The organism is Kitasatospora sp. NPDC017646 (genome assembly GCF_044329365.1).
Lineage (GTDB): Bacteria > Actinomycetota > Actinomycetes > Streptomycetales > Streptomycetaceae > Kitasatospora.
This window is the reverse complement of record NZ_JBIRJC010000012.1, coordinates 38,828-55,085: the sequence shown is the minus strand read 5'-3', so window position 1 is coordinate 55,085 and position 16,258 is coordinate 38,828. Positions and strand designations below refer to the sequence as shown.

At 73.4% G+C, this 16,258-nt stretch carries 12 protein-coding genes and 2 tRNA genes; 6 read left to right on the top strand and 8 right to left on the bottom strand.

Annotated elements, in window-relative coordinates:
* Nucleotides 1–142: 142 nt before the first annotated feature.
* Nucleotides 143–2,200 carry a phosphocholine-specific phospholipase C gene (locus tag ACH4J0_RS20225; RefSeq protein ID WP_396241915.1) on the top strand — a complete coding sequence of 686 codons (2,058 nt, stop codon included), beginning with the start codon at nucleotides 143–145 and terminating at the stop codon, nucleotides 2,198–2,200.
* Between the two features lie 13 nt (nucleotides 2,201–2,213).
* On the opposite strand, the gene ACH4J0_RS20220 is transcribed toward ACH4J0_RS20225, so the two are convergent.
* Nucleotides 2,214–2,993 carry a phosphoribosyl-dephospho-CoA transferase MdcG domain-containing protein gene (locus ACH4J0_RS20220; protein ID WP_396241914.1) on the bottom strand — a complete coding sequence of 260 codons (780 nt, stop codon included), beginning with the start codon at nucleotides 2,991–2,993 and terminating at the stop codon, nucleotides 2,214–2,216.
* Nucleotides 2,994–3,220: 227 nt separating this feature from the next.
* On the opposite strand from ACH4J0_RS20220, the gene ACH4J0_RS20215 reads away from it, so the two are divergent.
* Nucleotides 3,221–3,436 (top strand): hypothetical protein, encoded by a 216-nt coding sequence (locus tag ACH4J0_RS20215; RefSeq protein WP_396241913.1) that lies wholly within the window; start codon nucleotides 3,221–3,223, stop codon nucleotides 3,434–3,436.
* Nucleotides 3,437–3,448: 12 nt separating this feature from the next.
* Here the strand turns inward: ACH4J0_RS20215 and ACH4J0_RS20210 are convergent, their stop codons facing one another.
* Nucleotides 3,449–6,676 (bottom strand): S41 family peptidase, encoded by a 3,228-nt coding sequence (locus tag ACH4J0_RS20210; RefSeq protein WP_396241911.1) that lies wholly within the window; start codon nucleotides 6,674–6,676, stop codon nucleotides 3,449–3,451.
* A 213-nt stretch (nucleotides 6,677–6,889) separates the two neighbouring features.
* On the opposite strand from ACH4J0_RS20210, the gene ACH4J0_RS20205 reads away from it, so the two are divergent.
* Together ACH4J0_RS20205 and ACH4J0_RS20200 are read left to right on the top strand one after the other, a co-directional pair.
* Nucleotides 6,890–8,554, top strand: a complete 1,665-nt coding sequence (locus tag ACH4J0_RS20205) for a chitinase (protein ID WP_396241909.1) — start codon at nucleotides 6,890–6,892, stop codon at nucleotides 8,552–8,554.
* A gap of 60 nt (nucleotides 8,555–8,614) precedes the next feature.
* Nucleotides 8,615–9,007: an MFS transporter gene (locus ACH4J0_RS20200; protein WP_396241907.1), complete on the top strand. Its 393-nt coding sequence runs from the start codon at nucleotides 8,615–8,617 to the stop codon at nucleotides 9,005–9,007.
* Between the two features lie 29 nt (nucleotides 9,008–9,036).
* Here ACH4J0_RS20200 and ACH4J0_RS20195 read toward each other — a convergent pair whose 3' ends face one another.
* From ACH4J0_RS20195 to ACH4J0_RS20180, 4 genes are all read right to left on the bottom strand, one after another.
* Nucleotides 9,037–9,666, bottom strand: coding sequence for a DJ-1/PfpI family protein (locus ACH4J0_RS20195; protein ID WP_396241905.1), 630 nt, complete (start codon nucleotides 9,664–9,666; stop codon nucleotides 9,037–9,039).
* Entirely contained in the window at nucleotides 9,666–10,637 is a 972-nt protein-coding gene (locus tag ACH4J0_RS20190) for a GlxA family transcriptional regulator (protein WP_396241903.1), read from the bottom strand. The genes ACH4J0_RS20195 and ACH4J0_RS20190 overlap by 1 nt, the downstream gene beginning before the upstream one ends.
* 141 nt (nucleotides 10,638–10,778) lie before the next feature.
* A tRNA-Lys gene (locus tag ACH4J0_RS20185) sits at nucleotides 10,779–10,852 on the bottom strand.
* Nucleotides 10,853–10,878: 26 nt separating this feature from the next.
* Nucleotides 10,879–11,532 (bottom strand): NADP-dependent oxidoreductase, encoded by a 654-nt coding sequence (locus ACH4J0_RS20180; RefSeq protein WP_396241901.1) that lies wholly within the window; start codon nucleotides 11,530–11,532, stop codon nucleotides 10,879–10,881.
* A 249-nt stretch (nucleotides 11,533–11,781) separates the two neighbouring features.
* Between ACH4J0_RS20180 and ACH4J0_RS20175 the strand changes: the two genes are divergently transcribed.
* Together ACH4J0_RS20175 and pgi are read left to right on the top strand one after the other, a co-directional pair.
* Nucleotides 11,782–13,365, top strand: coding sequence for a Na+/H+ antiporter (locus tag ACH4J0_RS20175; protein ID WP_396241899.1), 1,584 nt, complete (start codon nucleotides 11,782–11,784; stop codon nucleotides 13,363–13,365).
* Nucleotides 13,366–13,593: 228 nt separating this feature from the next.
* A complete protein-coding gene (gene pgi / locus ACH4J0_RS20170) occupies nucleotides 13,594–15,255 on the top strand; it encodes a glucose-6-phosphate isomerase (protein WP_396241897.1) in 1,662 nt (553 codons plus the stop codon).
* Between the two features lie 161 nt (nucleotides 15,256–15,416).
* On the opposite strand, the gene ACH4J0_RS20165 is transcribed toward pgi, so the two are convergent.
* Together ACH4J0_RS20165 and ACH4J0_RS20160 are read right to left on the bottom strand one after the other, a co-directional pair.
* A tRNA-Lys gene (locus tag ACH4J0_RS20165) sits at nucleotides 15,417–15,490 on the bottom strand.
* 68 nt (nucleotides 15,491–15,558) lie between these two features.
* Nucleotides 15,559–16,116, bottom strand: coding sequence for a bifunctional DNA primase/polymerase (locus ACH4J0_RS20160; protein ID WP_396241895.1), 558 nt, complete (start codon nucleotides 16,114–16,116; stop codon nucleotides 15,559–15,561).
* Nucleotides 16,117–16,258: the final 142 nt, after the last annotated feature.

Below are 16,258 nucleotides of genomic sequence, written 5' to 3'. Positions count from 1 at the left end.
CTCGGTGACACCCGGCCGAACAGTCCGACAACCCTGCTGCGCGCATCTGGTGGCCCGCTCGGGCCGAGGTGGAGACTGCTCCGCGATCGATGAGCCCCGACTTGTGTACACAACATCGCCAGCGAAGGGACGGACCGGGCTGATGGCCGAGTTGAGTCGTAGGAAGTTCGTCACGCTGTCCGGCGCCGCCGCGGCCGGTCTCACGGTGGCCGGCACCGGTGCCGCGGGGGCCGCCGCCGGGACCGCCTCCACCACCGCGCTCAGCACCACCGGCACCATCACCGACGTGCAGCACGTGGTGATCCTGATGCAGGAGAACCGCAGCTTCGACCACTACTTCGGCACCCTCAAGGGTGTGCGCGGCTTCGCCGACAAGGCCACCATCCAGATCTCCGGCGGCTACAGCGTCTTCAACCAGCCGAACGGCCTGTTCGCCCGGCAGTACCCGTGGGCCTTCAACCCCTCCGGCGCCGGCGGCTCCCCGGAGACCCAGGCGCAGTGCAACGGCGACCTCTCGCACGCCTGGTCCGACCAGCACAGGGCCTGGAACGGCGGCAAGATGGACTCCTGGGTGTCCGCCAAGGGCACCGTCCGCACCCTCGGCTACCTCCAGCGCGGCGACATCCCGTTCCACTACGCGCTGGCCGACAACTGGACCATCTGCGACGCCTACCACTGCTCGGTGCTGAGCGCGACCGGCCCCAACCGCACCTACCACTGGTCGGGTTGGATCGACCCGAGTGGCACCGCCGGCGGCCCCGCCTACGACGGCGGGTCCGAGTCCAACCTGCGCTGGCAGACCTACGCCGAGGCGCTGGAGAAGGCAGGCGTCAGCTGGAAGGTCTACCAGAACGCCAACGACAACTTCGGCGACAACGCCCTCGCCTACTTCAGCCAGTTCACCGGCGCCGCGGCCGGCAGCCCGCTCGCCGTCAAGGGCATGGGCTCCGTCCCCGCCGCCACCGGCCGGACCCCGGACGACATAGCCGCCGCGATCCGGGCCGACGTGCTGAACGGCACCCTGCCGCAGGTCTCCTGGATCGTCGCCGACCAGCAGTCCTCCGAGCACCCCTACGCCACCCCCGAGGACGGCGCGCACTTCGTCCACCTGGTGATGGACGCCCTGAACGCGGATCCCAACGTGTTCAACTCCACCGTCCTGCTGATCAACTACGACGAGAACGACGGCTTCTTCGACCACGTCCCGCCGCCGGCCGCGCCCTCCGGCACCGCGGACGAGTTCTACAACTCCACCAACATCGGCCTCGGCTTCCGCGTCCCGCTGATCGCCGTCTCCCCGTGGAGCCGCGGCGGGTGGGTCAACTCCGAGACCTTCGACCACACCTCGGTGCTGCGCTTCCTGGAGGTGTGGACCGCCGCCATCGGCAAGCCGGCCACCAGCCCCAACATCAGCGCCTGGCGCCGCCAGGTCTGCGGCGACCTCACCTCGGTCTTCGACTTCGCCAACCCGGTGTACGGCATGCCCGCGCTGCCCGACACCTCCCAGACCATCGGCCTGTCCACCTGTGGCCCGCTGCCCAACCCCTCGCCGAGCAACAACGCCCTGCCCGCGCAGGAGCCCGGCACCCGCCCGGCCCGCGCCCTGCCGTACCAGCCCAACGCCAACCTGGACCACTGGGACACCGACGCCGGCGGCGTCATGCACGTCTGGCTGAAGATGTCCAACGACGGCGCCGCCCGGTCCGCGCACTTCGCCGCCTACGCCAACGCCTACCGCAGCGGCGGCCCCTGGCAGTACACCGTCGGGTCCGGAAGCCCGGTCACCGACTTCTTCAACTGCGGCACCAACGGCTTCGGCAACGGCAAGTACGACCTCACCGTGGTCGGCCCGAACCGCTTCCTGCGCCGCTTCACCGGCGACCTCACCCAGCCGGGCAAGAACGCCGCCGTCACCGCCTCCTACGCGGTCGAGCCGGGCAGCGGCAAGTTGGCGGTCTACTTCACGATGGCCAACTCCGGCAGCACCCCGATGACCTTCACCATCACCTCCGGCAACTACCGGACGGACGGCCCCTGGACCTACCGGGTGCCGGCCGGCGGCAGCACCAGCGACTTCTTCAACGCGGTCGCCTACAACAACGGCTGGTACGACTTCACCGTCACCGTGGACGCCGACAGCAGCTGGACCCAGCGCTTCACCGGCCACCTGGAGACGGGCGCGCCCAGCGTCAGCGGCTGACCCCGGCCGGCGCTCACCCGTACGGGCCCCGCGGGAACCACGGATCGTGGACCTCGCGGGGCCCGTACGGCGTCAGCAGGGTGAAGGTGTGCGCCCCCGCCGCGTACTCGGCCAGCTGGACCGCGCCGTAGCGGGTCTCCAGCTCGGCCTGCACCGGCACCGGCAGCTTGCTCAGCGCCCGCCGCAGCTGCAGCGCGTCCCGGCGGCTGACCGGGTGCGGGGCGCGCAGCACCAGCCGCAGCGGGCTGAGCGGCCCGGCGACCGGGACGCCGGTGCCCAGTTCGTAGCCGACCGCGCCGATCGGGCCCCAGGCGAGGCGGTGGTCCGCGACCAGCCGGCCGACCTCGGGGAGCAGGGCCAGCGCCGGGATGTCGGTGATCCGCCCGGGGGCGAGCCGTGCCCGCCGTTCGGCCAGCTGCTCGGGCCGCAGGCTGCGGGCCACCGCCGCCCAGGGGGCCAGCGCGTCCAGCCGCTGCCCGGGGCGCGGGCCGCGCGCGGTCACCGGCATCCAGTGCTCGGGCGCCGCCTCCGGGTCCCGGGTGCAGCGCTGCGGCTGCGGGACGTCCACCGGGGTGCCGACCACCGAGGGAGCCCGGCCGACCGTCACCCACGGGTGGGCCCGCAGGACCGTCCGGGCCCAGTCCGGCAGTCCGCCGCCGGTCAGCGGGCGCAGGGAGCCGGGGCACTGCATCAGCAGCAGGTCGTGGGTGCGGGGCAGCCGCCCGTCCAGCGCGGCCAGCGGACCGACCCGCCGGCGCGGCCCGTCGTGCAGTTCCTCGGTCGAGTTCCTCACACCGCCCACCTTCCGCCTGTCGGGCGCCGCCGACCACGGCCCTTCGACGTGTTCCCCACACCGCCCACCTTGCGCCCGCCGGGCGTCCCCGACCACGGCCCTTCGACGCCTTCCACCGGGACCAAAGGCTCAAGGTGCACCCGTGCGCGCCCGGTGTGAGAGTGGGGGCAGCCCGAAAATTCCGTCGGTCCGTCCGCAAGAACGTTCCGTTCGTACAAGGAGGAGCCATGGGCATCTTGGACAGGTTGTTCCACCGGCCGCCGCAGCACGAGAGCACGGGGGAGGGCGCCCAGCGCGCCGCCCTCGCCCACGACGAGGCGGCCGACGCGTTCGGTGACGACGTCGAGCGCTCCAGGGAGACCCAGGAGCGGCGCGCCGCCCAGGAGGAGGCCGACCGGCGGGCCGCCGAGAACATGACGGCCGAGGGCGATCCCTGGGACTGAGGAGTCCGCAGGTCACTCCGCCCGCGGCGGCAGCGGCGGGCGGCGCAGGTCCGGCCGGGGCGTGGACTCCGGCGGGGGTGCCGCCGCGGGCGCGTCCTCCAGCAGCTCCAGGGTTAGCTGGACGGCGGTGACCAGCTCCGGGTGGCGCCCCCGGGCCCAGTCCCGCGGGGTGCGCAGCACGTGCACGTCCGGCTCGACGCCCCGGTTCTCCACCGACCAGCCGAGCCCGCCGCCGAACCAGGAGGCGTTCTTCGGCACCGAGATCTGGGTGCCGTCGCCCAGGGTGTGCCGTCCGGTCATCCCGACGACCCCGCCCCAGGTGCGGTTGCCGATCACCGGACCGAGGCCGAGCAGCTTGATCGCCGCGATGATCACGTCCCCGTCCGAGCTGGTGGCCTCGTCGGCGAGTGCCACCAGCGGTCCGCGCAGCGCGTGCCGGGGCCAGCGGACCGGCTGGCGGTCGCGACTGAAGTCCCAGGCCAGGACGTGCCGGGTGAGCTTCTCCAGGACCAGTTCGGAGACGTTGCCGCCGGCGTTGCCGCGTACGTCCAGCACCAGCGCGGGCTTGTCGAGTTCGCGCCGCAGGTCCCGGTTGAACTGCGCCCAGCCGGAGCCGCCGAGGTCCGGGATGTGCAGGTAGCCGCACCGGCCGTCGCTCAGCTCCCGCACCAGGGAGCGCCGTTTGGCGACCCAGTCCTGGTAGCGGACGGCCCGTTCGTCGGTCAGCGGGGTGACGGTGATCCGCCGCACCGGGCCGTCCGGGCCGCTGCGCAGGGTCAGTTCGACGGTGGTGCCGCCGGTGCCGGCCAGCAGCGGCAGCGGTCCGCGCACCGGGTCCACCGGGCGGCCGCCGACCTCCAGCAGCTCGTCGCCGTTCCGGACGCCCTGGGCGGCGAGCGGGGCGCGGGCGCGCGGGTCGGAGGACTCGCCGGGCAGGATCCGGTCGACCAGCCAGCGGCCGTCGGGGGAGCGGTGGGCGTTGGCGGCGAGCAGGCCGATCGGCTGCTGGACGAGGGTGGGGCCCTCGGCGCGCCGGGAGGGGGTGACGTAGGCGTGCGAGGTGCCGAGTTCGCCCAGGAGTTCGCGCAGCAGGTCGGCGAAGTCGTCGGGTGAGCAGACCCGTTCCAGGAGCGGCTCGTACTGGGCGACCAGCGCGGGCCAGTCCAGGCCGGACATCCGCTCGTCCCAGAACTGGTCCCGGACGATCCGGGCCGCCTCGTGGTACGCCTGGCGCCACTCGGCGGCCGGGTGCACGGTGTGGGTGATCCGACGCAGGTCGACGCCGGTCCCGGCGGAGGGGGCGCCGACCGGGATCACCCGCAGCGTCCCGGCCGAGTAGACGGCGATCGAGCCGCCGTCCCCGGAGACCGCGTAGCCGTCCAGCTTGTCCACCAGTGTGGTGCGGCTGCCCCGAGCCAGGTCGAAGTACTCCAGCGAGGGGCGGCCGGAGGTGTCGTCGGGGCTGGCGAAGGTCTGCCCGAGGGTGCCAGAGATCGGCCAGCGCAGCCAGAGCAGGCCGCCGCGCACCGCGTCGGTGGCCGAGTACTTGGACGCGATGACCGGGAACTGCAGCAGCCGGTCGCCGATGCCCTCGGGGTCGACCCGTACGGTGCCGTCACCGCCGCCGTCCCCGCGCGGGACGCCGTCCTCGGCGGGCGCGGCGAACGGGGAGGGCGTGTCGGCGGTGAGCGGGACGAGGTACGGGCGGCAGCCCACCGGGAAGGAGAGGTCCCCGGTGTGCACGTCGTGCACCGGATCGAAGCCGCGCCAGGACAGGAAGGCCAGGTAGCGGCCGTCCCGGGTGAACACCGGCTGCTCGTCCTCGAAGCGGCCGTCGGTGACGTCGGTGGTCGGTGCGGTCGCATCGGTGCGGGTGAGCCGGATCCGGCGCAGCGAGCGCCCGGCGGCCGGCTGGGACCAGGCGATCCAGTGCGAGTCGGGGGAGAAGCGGGCGCTGGAGACGGGCCCGTGGCCGGAGGCGGCGAGCTCGCGGACCTCGCCGTCGGTGGCGGAGACCAGCAGCAGCCGGCCGTCCGAGGTGGTGGCGGCGAGCCGGGCGCCGTCGGGGGAGGCGGTGAGCTCCAGGACCCGGCCGATCTTCCCGGCGGCGAGCACCCGGTGGTGGTGCCTGCTCCCGCCGGTGAGTTCGGAGGGGGCGTCGTGTCCGGGCAGCGGCATCACCTCGATCGCGTCGGCGCCCCGGGCGTCGGTGATCCAGGCGGCCTCGCCGGTGTGCCCGAGCACCACCGGCAGCCGGGTCCGCACCCCGGGGGTGTCGACGAGCACCCGGGCCGGGCCGTCCTTGTGGGTGAGCCAGTACTGGCTGCCGCGCACGGTGATCACCCCGGCCCGGCCGGTCCGGTCGCAGGCCAGGTCCTTGACCTGGTTGGCCGCATTGACCTGGTACGGGCGGCGGCCGGCCCGGGCGCCGCCGAGCGGGACGTGCAGCCGGCGCGGGGCGGGGGCGTCCAGGCCGTCGAGCAGCCAGAGGTCGCCGGCGTGCTGGTAGACGATCCGGGTGCCGTCGGAGGCGGCCTCGCGGGCGTAGTAGGAGGCGTGGTCGGTGTGCCGGCGCAGGTCGGTGCCGTCGGGCCGGCACGAGTAGAGGTTGCCGACTCCCTCGTGGTCCGAGAGGAAGGCGATCCGGTCGCCGACCGGCATGGGGGAGGAGAGGTGGCCGGTGTGCTCGGGCAGGATCAGTTCGCCGTCCACCCAGAGCCGGCCGATCGCGCCGCCGCGGTAGCGCTTCCAGGCGGCGGGCTCGTGCGGGGCGGAGCCGGTGAGCAGGACGGTCCGCTCCCGGCTCATCTGGGCGTCACCGACCGGGCCCCAGGGCATCCGGCGGCCGGGGGAGCCGTCCGGGGGCAGGGCGTGCGCCCAGGTGTAGTGGCTGAAGGGCTCGTGGTGGGAGGTGACGGCGAGCACCTCGCCGTCCGGCAGCCAGCCGCGCACCCGGGTGTCCAGGCTGCCCCAGTAGCTGAGCCGGCGGCCCTCGCCGCCCTCGACCGGGGCGGTCCACACCTCGGGGGTCAGGCCGAGCCAGCTGGTCCAGGCGAGGGTGGTGCCGTCGGGGGAGAACCGGGGGTGGCTGACGCGGGTGCGGTCGCAGCCGACCCGCCAGGCCCGGCCGGTGGCGGCGGCCTCGGCGTCCAGCGGGGCGAGCCAGACGTCGTCCTCGGCGGTGAAGGTGAGCAGGCCGCCGTGGAGGTGGGGGTGGCGGAGGTAGCCGGGCGGGGTCACCCCTCCATCCTTCGACGGGGTGTCACCCGCGGCAACCGGGGACCGCCGCCGGGATGCCCGAACCGGTCTGGATCATTGACAGCGCACAGTCGGATCCACTTCAGTGGTCTAGTCCAACTTGGGTGCTGCCAGGCCGGGCCGTCCCCCCCACTGGCGCTGCTCCGGCGTGCCCTCGGACGTCCCCCACGACCGCGCCACCGCAGGAGCACCCGCATGCGCAAATCAACCGTGCCCGGACATCGCCGCGCCGTGCTCGCCGCCGGCACCGCCTCGGCCGTCGCCGCCGCCACCCTGGTCGGCGTCACCCTCGGCCTGGCGCCCACCGCCTCGGCCGGGGAGTTCCTGGTCAACGGCGGCTTCGAGTCCGGCTCGCTCGGCCCCTGGAACTGCACCGGCAACTCCGGCAGCGTCGTCACCGGCCCGGTGCACAGCGGCGACCACGCGCTCGCCGCCGCGGCCACCGCGGGTGACACCGCCCAGTGCGCCCAGACCGTCGCCGTCGCGCCCAGCACCACCTACACGCTCAGCGCCTGGGTCAACGGCTCGTACGTCTACCTGGGCGTCGACGGCGGCGGCCCGAGCGCCTGGACTCCCGGCACCGGCGGCGCGTACCAGAAGCTCAGCGTCAGCTTCACCACCGGCGCCGGTCAGACCAGTGCCACCGTCCACACCCACGGCTGGTACGGGCAGGGCACCTACTACGCGGACGACGTCTCGCTGGACGGCCCCGGCGCGCCCAGCCCGACGCCGACCCCGACGCCCACCGGGACCCCGACCGGCACGCCCACGGGCACGCCCACGGGCACGCCCACGGGCACGCCCACGGGCACGCCCACGGGCACGCCCACGGGGACCCCGAGCGGCAGCCACACCCTGGTCGGCTACCTCCACGCCAGCTTCGCCAACGGCGCCGGCTACACCCGGATGGCCGACGTCCCCGACTCCTGGGACATCATCGACCTCTCCTTCGGCGAGCCCACCTCCCCGACCTCCGGCGACATCCGCTTCAACCGCTGCTCGGCCACCGACTGCCCGACCGTCGAGTCCGACGCCGACTTCAAGGCCGCCATCGCCGCGAAGCGCGCCCGGGGCAAGAAGGTGCTGATCTCGATCGGCGGACAGAACGGCCAGGTCCAGCTGACCACCACCGCCGCCCGGGACACCTTCGTCAACTCGGTCTCGGCGATCATCGACAAGTGGGGACTGGACGGCCTGGACATCGACTTCGAGGGCCACTCGCTGTCCCTCGACACCGGTGACACCGACTTCAAGAACCCCAGGAGCGCGGTCATCGTCAACCTGATCTCGGCGCTGAAGACCCTCAAGGCCAAGTACGGCCCGGGCTTCGTGCTGACCATGGCGCCGGAGACCTTCTTCGTCCAACTCGGCTACCAGTACTACGGATCCGGCCCGTGGGGCGGTCAGGACCCGCGCGCCGGGGCGTACCTGCCGGTCATCTACGCGCTGCGCGACGACCTCACCCTGCTGCACGTCCAGGACTACAACTCCGGCTCCGTCATGGGCCTGGACAACCAGTACCACTCCATGGGCGGCGCCGACTTCCACGTCGCGATGACCGACCTGCTGCTCAAGGGCTTCCCGGTGGCGGGCAACACCAGCAACGTGTTTCCGCCGCTGCCCTCCTCGAAGGTCGCCATCGGCATGCCGGCCACCACCAACGCGGGCAACGGCTACGTCGCCCCGGCCGAGGTGGACAAGGCGCTGGACTGCCTCACCAAGCTGGCCAACTGCGGGACGTACGTGCCGCGTTCGGGCGCCCAGCCGAACCTGGCCGGGCTGATGACCTGGTCGATCAACTGGGACCAGTTCGGCGGACGGGAGTTCTCCAAGAACTTCGACGGCTACTTCGGCCGCTGACCCGACCACGGGGGGCCGTGCTTGAACCTGACACCGGTGTGAGGTCCGAGCATGGCCCCCATGGCGACCACACTGACAATCCCGTTACCCCGCAAGGCCTTTCCGCTCCCCGCCCTGCTCGCCCTGGCCACCGCCGTCTTCGTCACGGCGCTCACCGAGACCCTGCCGGCTGGCGTCCTGCCCGGGATGAGCCACGCCCTCGGCGTCAGCGAATCCGCCACCGGGCAGACCGTCACCGTGTACGCGATCGGCACCGCCGCCACCGCGGTCCCGCTCACCGCCGCCACCGCCGGCTGGGGCCGCAAGCGGCTGCTGCTCGCCGCGATGGCCGGCTTCGCGGTGGCCAACACCGTCACCGCGGCCTCCACCGGCTACCCGTTCACCCTGGCCGCCCGCTTCCTCGCGGTGACGCTCGCCGCCCGCCGCCACGGCTTCCCGGCGGGCCGCCGGTAGGGCCGCCAGGAGGGCCGCCGGACCGGTCCCTACCCCTGAAGCAGCCGGCGCGCCCCGGCGACCACCTCGGGGGACGCCTTCGCCAGCGAACCGGCGGCGTACGGCGGCTGCGGGTCGTACTCGACGAGCAGCTGGATCGCCTGCGCGGTCCCGTCCCCGGCGATCAGGCCGGTCAGCGTCAGCGCGAGGTCGATCCCGGCCGAGACCCCGGCCGCGGTGGCGTACTTGCCGTCGACCACGATCCGCTCGGTGCCGGTCGGCTCGGCGCCGAACCGGGACAGCTGGTCGAGCACGCCCCAGTGGCTGGTCGCCCGGCGGCCCTTGAGCAGCCCGGCGGCGCCCAGCAGCAGCGAGCCGGAGCAGACCGAGGTGGTCCAGGTGGTGGTCGCGTCCATCCGGCGCACCCAGTCGAGCACCGCCTCGTCGGTCAGCTGCGCCTCGGTTCCGGGGCCGCCGGGCACCAGCAGCAGGTCGGCCGAGTCCACCTCGTCCAGGGCGGCGTCCGCGGTGATCGCGAGGCTGGTCATGTCGTTGCGGACCGGCCCGCGCTCGGCGGCGGTGAACACCACCTCGGCGCCGGGGATCCGGGACAGCACCTCGTACGGGCCGACGGCGTCCAGGGTGGTGAAGTCGGGGTAGAGCAGAACGGCGATGCGCATCAGTGACCTCCAGTGGGTGCGGAACGGAAGCGGCGTCGGTACTCGGCGGGCGGGGCGGCCAGGGACCGGACGAAGGCGCGCCGCATCGCCTCCGGGGTGCCGTAGCCGCAGGAACGGGCGATCTCCTCGATGCCGTCGTCGGTGTCCTCCAGCAGTCGCCGGGCGGCCTCCAGCCGGACCCCGTCCACGTACCGGCCCGGGGACACCCCCACCTCGGCGGCGAAGGCCCGGGCGAAGTGCCGGGGCGACAGCGCCGACCGGCGGGCCAGCGCCTCGACCGACAGATCGGCCTCCGGGTGCTCGGCGATCCACCGCTGGACCTCGCGCAGCGGCTGCCGGGCCGCCACCTGGGCGGCCAGCTGGGTGCTGAACTGGGCCTGGTTGCCCGGCCGGCGCAGGAAGACCACCAGGTGCCGGGCGATCAGCAGCGCGGCGTCCCGGCCGAAGTCCTCCTCGACCAGGGCCAGCGCGAGGTCGATCCCGGCGGTGACCCCGGCCGAGGTGGCGACGTTCCCGTCCCGGACGTGGATCGGATCCGGGTCGACGGTCACGTCCGGGAACCGCCGGGCCAGCTGCTCGCAGAACGCCCAGTGGGTGGTCGCCCGGCGTCCGGACAGCAGTCCGGCCTCGGCGAGCAGGAAGGCCCCGGTGCACACCGACACCACCCGCTCGGCCCGGCCGGCCAGCTCCCGGATCCGTCCGGCCAGGGCGCCCGCCGGGTCCTCGAACGGCACCCCGCCGGGAACCAGCAGGGTGTGCGCCGGCCCGACGTCGGCCAGGTCCGCGTCCGGCAGCAGCAGCAGCCCGCTGCTGCTGCGCACCGGCAGACCGCCCGGCGAGGCCGTGGTCACCTCGTACGCGCCCGGCTGCCCGGTGGCCGCGCCCGCCCCCGCGAACACCTCCACCGGGCCGGTGACGTCCAGGCTCTGCACGCCGTCGTAGAGGACGACGACCACGCTGCGCGCTCTCATGGGGCCAGCCTGTCAGCGGGCCGGGACGGCAGCAATGACCGGTTTCCCACCTTTCCTGCCACCACCGGAGGGCGAGAGACGTGGGGAGGGCGAAAACGCCGGAAGGCCCCTCGCTCTCGCGAAGGGCCTTCCGGCTGTCTGTGCGCCGCCAGGGACTCGAACCCCGGACCCGCTGATTAAGAGTCAGCTGCTCTAACCAACTGAGCTAGCGGCGCCTGCTGACGTGGAGAACATTACCTGGTCAGCGGCCGAAACACACAATCGGCCCGGACGGCCCCGCCCCGCTCAGGCGGTGAGCACCACCTTGCCCCGGACGTGCCCGGCCGTACGTGATTGGGACGGCGCCCAGCTCCCGCAGGTAGTCGTGGTTGCGCTCGCTCGCGGTGCCGATCACGGTGGCGCCCCAGGCCCGGGCGAGCTGGACGGCGACGGTGCCGACCCCGCCGGCGGCGCCGTGCACCAGCACCGTGTCGCCGGGCCCGACCCCGAGCAGGGTGAGCGCCACGTGGGCGGTCTGCCCGGAGGCGGAGAGCGCGCCGGCCTGCTCCCAGGGCATCCCGGCGGGCTTGGCCACCAGCTGGGCCGCGTCCACGGTGACCAGCTCCGCCTGGCAGCCCAGCAGCCGGAAGCCCAGTACCTCGTCGCCGGTCCGCCAGCCGTCGACGACCGGCCCGAGCCGGTTCACCACCCCGGCGAACTCGTTGCCGAGGACGAACGGCGGCTCGCCCGCCGTCCCCGGCGGGCGGAAGCCCTCCCGGATCGCGAGGTCCACCGGCTGTCCCCCGGCGGCGTACACCCGCACCCGGACCTCGCCCGCTCCGGGCTCGGGGTCGGGAACCTCGGTGACCCGCAGGACCTCCGGACCGCCGGGCCCCGGTACGGTGACCGCCTTCATGAGGTGCTCCTGTCGCACCCGCGCCGATCCGCAGCCGCGCCGATCCGCAGCCGCGCCGATCCGCGGCTACGCCGATCCGCGGCTACGCCGATCCGCGGCTACGCCGATCCGGCGCTCGAACGCCCCGATCATCGAGCGTGAAGTGCGCTTGAGGTCAAGCGCCCGCTCGGCGCGTCCCCACCTATGGGCGCATTGTCAGATTTATCCTGGGCGGCGCTCAGCCGTCCGCCGTCGAGAGGAACCCTTCCCGTGGGCCAGCTGCCCCTGTTCTTCCTGGTGCTGCTCGCCTCCGTGGTGACCATGCCACTCGCCCGCAAGACGGGCGTGCCGCAACCGGTCCTGATGACCCTTCTCGGCATCGTCATGGCGCTCGTCCCGCAGATCCCGGACGTCAAGATCGAACCCGACCTGATCCTCCCGCTGGTCCTGCCGCCGCTGATCTTCGCCGTCGCCCGGCGCTCCTCGGTCCGCTACTTCAAGGCCAACATCCGCTCGATCCTGCTGCTGGCCGTCGCCCTGGTGGTGGTCACCACGATCGCCGTGGCCGGCGCCGTGCACTGGCTGCTGCCCGCGCTGCCGCTGGCCGCCGCGGTCGCGGTCGGCGCGCTGATCTCCCCGCCGGACCCGGTGGCCGCCGTGGCGGTGGCCGGCAGCATCGGGCTGCCCCGGCGCCTGGTGGCGATCCTGGAGAGCGAGGGCCTGTTCAACGACGTCACCGCGATCGTCATCTACTCCCTGTCGATCGGGGCGATGGTCAGCGGCGACTTCTCGGTCGGCGACGCCGCGCTTCGCTTCGTGCTGTCCGCGGTGCTCGCCGTGGTCGTCGGCGTCGGGCTCGGCTGGGTGAACGCCAGGCTCGCCGAACGCCTGGACGACCCGACCCAGCAGGTCGCGCTCAACCTGCTGGTGCCCTTCGCCGCCTACACCGTCGCCGAGGAGATCCACGGCTCCGGTGTGCTCGCCGTGGTGATCTGCGCGCTCTACCTCGCCGAGCGGGCCGCCGACGCCGACGCCGTCTCCTACCGGCTGGTCGGCAACGCCTTCTGGGAGGTGGTCGAGATCCTGATCACCGGTGTCGCCTTCGGTCTGATCGGCCTGGAGCTGGCCACCGTGCTCAAGGAGGCCGGCCGCGGCTGGACCGGCTTCCTCGGCGACGCCGCCGTGGTGATCGCGGTCGTGGTGCTGGTCCGGCTGCTCTGGCTGCTGCCGGCCGGCTGGCTGTCGAAGAAGCTGCGCAAGGGCGCCGAGGAGGACACCCCGTTCAGCTGGAAGGAGAGCGTGGTCCTCTGGTGGTCCGGCATGCGCGGCGTGGCCACCGTCGCCCTGGCCCTCGCCATCCCGCTCACGCTGCACTCCGGCGCGGACTTCCCGGAGCGCGGCCGGCTGGTCTTCATCGCCTTCAGCGTGGTGCTGTTCACCCTGCTGCTCCAGGGCCTGACCCTGCCCTGGCTGGCCAAGCGGCTCGAGCTGGACATCGACCAGGACCGGCACGAGCAGGCCGTGCGAGAACTGTGGTGGCGGGCCGCCAGGGCCGGGCTCGAGCGGCTCGGCGAACTGGAGGAGCAGGACCGGCTGCCCGTCGAGGTCGCCGATCGCCTGCGGGACCGTCAGCACGACCGGCTGGCCCGGCTCTGCCCGGAGAAGTACGCCGAGGAGGAGGCCGCCGAGGCGAAGCTGCGCCTCGCCCAGTGGCGGGCCGCCGCGGAGGTCGAGCAGGAGATGATCGCCGCCTCCCGGCGCGAGATGCTCGCCGCCCGCAGCGAACTCGGCGCCGACCCGGAACTGGTCGACCAGGTGCTGCGCGGGCTGGACCTACGCTCGGAACGGAAGTGACGGGCAGGCGGACGTGACCGGGAGGGGGCCGTGACGCGCAGTCGGAAGTGACGGCCGGTCCGCGCGCGCCGGTCGGAATGTGCGCGGCCCCCTCCGGGGTTGCATAGGCTGAACCCGGGCAGGCCGTCAACGGAGTCGGCGCACCACCAGTACCGCCACGACCTCGCGAACACACCCTCACGCCTGGCCCTGCCGGTTTCTGCACCCAGATGAATCGAGGACCCACCGATGTCGGAGACCCGCGCCGACGCCCGCACCCCGCTCGACCGCACCCCGCAGTGGGCCGCCCTGGCCAAGCACCGGTCCGAGCTGGGCGAGACCCACCTGCGCGAGCTGTTCGCCGCCGACCCCGAGCGCGGCCGCACCCACACCCTCCAGGTCGGCGACCTGTACGTGGACTACGCCAAGCACCTGGTCACCGACGAGACGCTGGAGCTGCTGCGGGAGCTCGCCGCCGCCACCGGCGTCGCCGAGCTGCGGGACGCCATGTTCCGCGGCGAGAAGATCAACATCACCGAGCGGCGCGCCGTCCTGCACACCGCGCTGCGCGCCCCGCGCGACGCCGTGATCGAGGTCGACGGCGTCAACGTCGTCCCCGGCGTGCACGCCGTCCTGGACAAGATGGCCGCCTTCTCCGACCGGGTCCGCAGCGGTGAGTGGAAGGGCCACACCGGCAAGCCGATCCGCACTGTGGTCAACATCGGCATCGGCGGCTCCGACCTCGGCCCGGCGATGGCCTACGAGGTGCTCCGCCCGTACACCGAGCGCGACCTGGACGTGCGCTTCGTGTCCAACGTGGACGGCGCCGACCTGCACGAGGCGGTCCGCGACCTCGATCCGGCCGAGACGCTGTTCATCGTCGCCTCGAAGACCTTCACCACCATCGAGACCATCACCAACGCCATCTCCGCGCGGACCTGGCTGCTCGACGGCCTGGGCGCCGGCACCGAGGCGGTGGCCAAGCACTTCGTCGCGCTGTCCACCAACGCCCGGGGCGTGGAGGACTTCGGCATCGACACCGCCAACATGTTCGAGTTCTGGGACTGGGTCGGCGGCCGCTACTCCTACGACTCGGCGATCGGCCTCTCGCTGATGATCGCCATCGGCCCGGACGCCTTCCGCGAGATGCTGGACGGCTTCCACCTGGTCGACGAGCACTTCCGCACCGCCCCGCCGGAGCAGAACGTCCCGCTGCTGCTCGGCCTGCTGGGCGTCTGGTACGGCGCGTTCTTCGACGCCCAGGCGCACGCGGTGCTGCCCTACTCGCACTACCTGTCCAAGTTCACCGCCTACCTGCAGCAGCTGGACATGGAGTCCAACGGCAAGTCGGTGACCCGCGACGGCACCCCGGTCGGCTGGCAGACCGGCCCGGTGGTCTGGGGCACCCCCGGCACCAACGGCCAGCACGCCTACTACCAGCTGCTGCACCAGGGCACCAAGGTGATCCCGGCCGACTTCATCGGCTTCGCCAAGCCGGTCGCCGACCTGCTCCCCGGTCTGGTCGCCCAGCACGACCTGCTGCTGGCCAACTTCTTCGCCCAGACCCAGGCGCTGGCCTTCGGCAAGACCCCGGAGGAGGTCGCCGCCGAGGGCGTGCCGGCCGAGCTCGTCCCGCACAAGACCTTCAAGGGCAACCACCCGACCACCACCATTCTGGCCGCCGAGCTGACCCCCTCGGTGCTGGGCCAGCTGGTCGCGCTGTACGAGCACAAGGTGTTCGTCCAGGGCGCGGTCTGGAACATCGACTCCTTCGACCAGTGGGGCGTCGAGCTGGGCAAGGTGCTCGCCAAGCGGATCGAGCCGGTGCTGCTCACCGGCGAGGGCGGCGAGCAGCTGGACAGCTCCACCGCCGAGCTGGTCGCCCGCTACCGCTCGCTGCGCGGCCGCTGAGCCCCGGCCGGGCCGTCCGTTCCGGCGGACGGTCCGGCCCGCTCGTCGCGCGGACACGGACGCGGGCACAGGGCACGGGCACTGACCCGAACGCGGACGGGCGGGCGGGCGGAAAACGCCGGAAGGCCCTTCGCTCTCGCGAAGGGCCTTCCGGCTGTCTGTGCGCCGCCAGGGACTCGAACCCCGGACCCGCTGATTAAGAGTCAGCTGCTCTAACCAACTGAGCTAGCGGCGCCTGCTGACAGAGAAGACTCTAGCAGCGGCCCGCGTCCGAGCCAAAATCGAATACCGGTCGCCCGGCGTTCACCCTCCCGTCACGACGACCGGCTCGGCCGGGACGTCCGCTCCGGGTTCGCGCGCCGCCCGTACGCAGGCCCAGAGCACCACCGAGGCCCCGGGCAGCCAGGGCTCCCGCTCCTCCGGGGCGACGATCCAGCGGCCCGAGCCCCGGCCCGGGGAGTCCGGGCCGTGCACCATCCGTTGCAGCGGCGGCACCGTCACGGCGTCGCCCCGGCCGTGGCAGAGCAGCGGCGGCACGTCCCGGGCCCACTCCTCCCAGGCCAGCAGCCGGCGCAGCCGGGGCGCCACGCCGGGCCGGACGAACAGCAGGGTGCGCCCCCGGTAGCCCGCCACCGGGCCGCAGCCGGGGCCGGAGGCCCACAGTTCGTCCAGCACCCGGCGGCCGAACAGCGACGGCATGCTGATCACGTCGAAGGCCCGCCCGCAGGGCAGCACCGAGGGTGCCCACGGGCGGGCCTCCCAGAGGGCCCGCATGCTGCGCGGGTACTCGCTCGCCGAGGCGAGCCAGGCCTCTCCGGCCACGGAGACGTACTCCACCGACTGGTGCGTCCAGATGTCCACGCGCAGCAGCCTGCGCCGTGCGCCGTCCCGGTGGGGCGGAAAGCGGGGTTCGCCGGACAGGGCGGCGGGCGATCGCGTACCCTCCGCCGCTGGCATATGCCAGGGGCTGGGACCGGTCCTCTCGGCCGGTAAGGCCACGCGG

Bases quoted from the DNA above. Each gene is read 5' to 3' on its own strand.
- ACH4J0_RS20205 (WP_396241909.1), top strand. From the start codon at position 6,890: ATGCGCAAATCAACCGTGCCCGGACATCGCCGCGCCGTGCTCGCCGCC.
- ACH4J0_RS20190 (WP_396241903.1), bottom strand. From the start codon at position 10,637: ATGAGAGCGCGCAGCGTGGTCGTCGTCCTCTACGACGGCGTGCAGAGC.
- ACH4J0_RS20195 (WP_396241905.1), bottom strand. From the start codon at position 9,666: ATGCGCATCGCCGTTCTGCTCTACCCCGACTTCACCACCCTGGACGCC.
- ACH4J0_RS20200 (WP_396241907.1), top strand. From the start codon at position 8,615: ATGGCGACCACACTGACAATCCCGTTACCCCGCAAGGCCTTTCCGCTC.
- pgi (WP_396241897.1), top strand. From the start codon at position 13,594: ATGTCGGAGACCCGCGCCGACGCCCGCACCCCGCTCGACCGCACCCCG.
- ACH4J0_RS20215 (WP_396241913.1), top strand. From the start codon at position 3,221: ATGGGCATCTTGGACAGGTTGTTCCACCGGCCGCCGCAGCACGAGAGC.
- ACH4J0_RS20180 (WP_396241901.1), bottom strand. From the start codon at position 11,532: ATGAAGGCGGTCACCGTACCGGGGCCCGGCGGTCCGGAGGTCCTGCGG.
- ACH4J0_RS20225 (WP_396241915.1), top strand. From the start codon at position 143: ATGGCCGAGTTGAGTCGTAGGAAGTTCGTCACGCTGTCCGGCGCCGCC.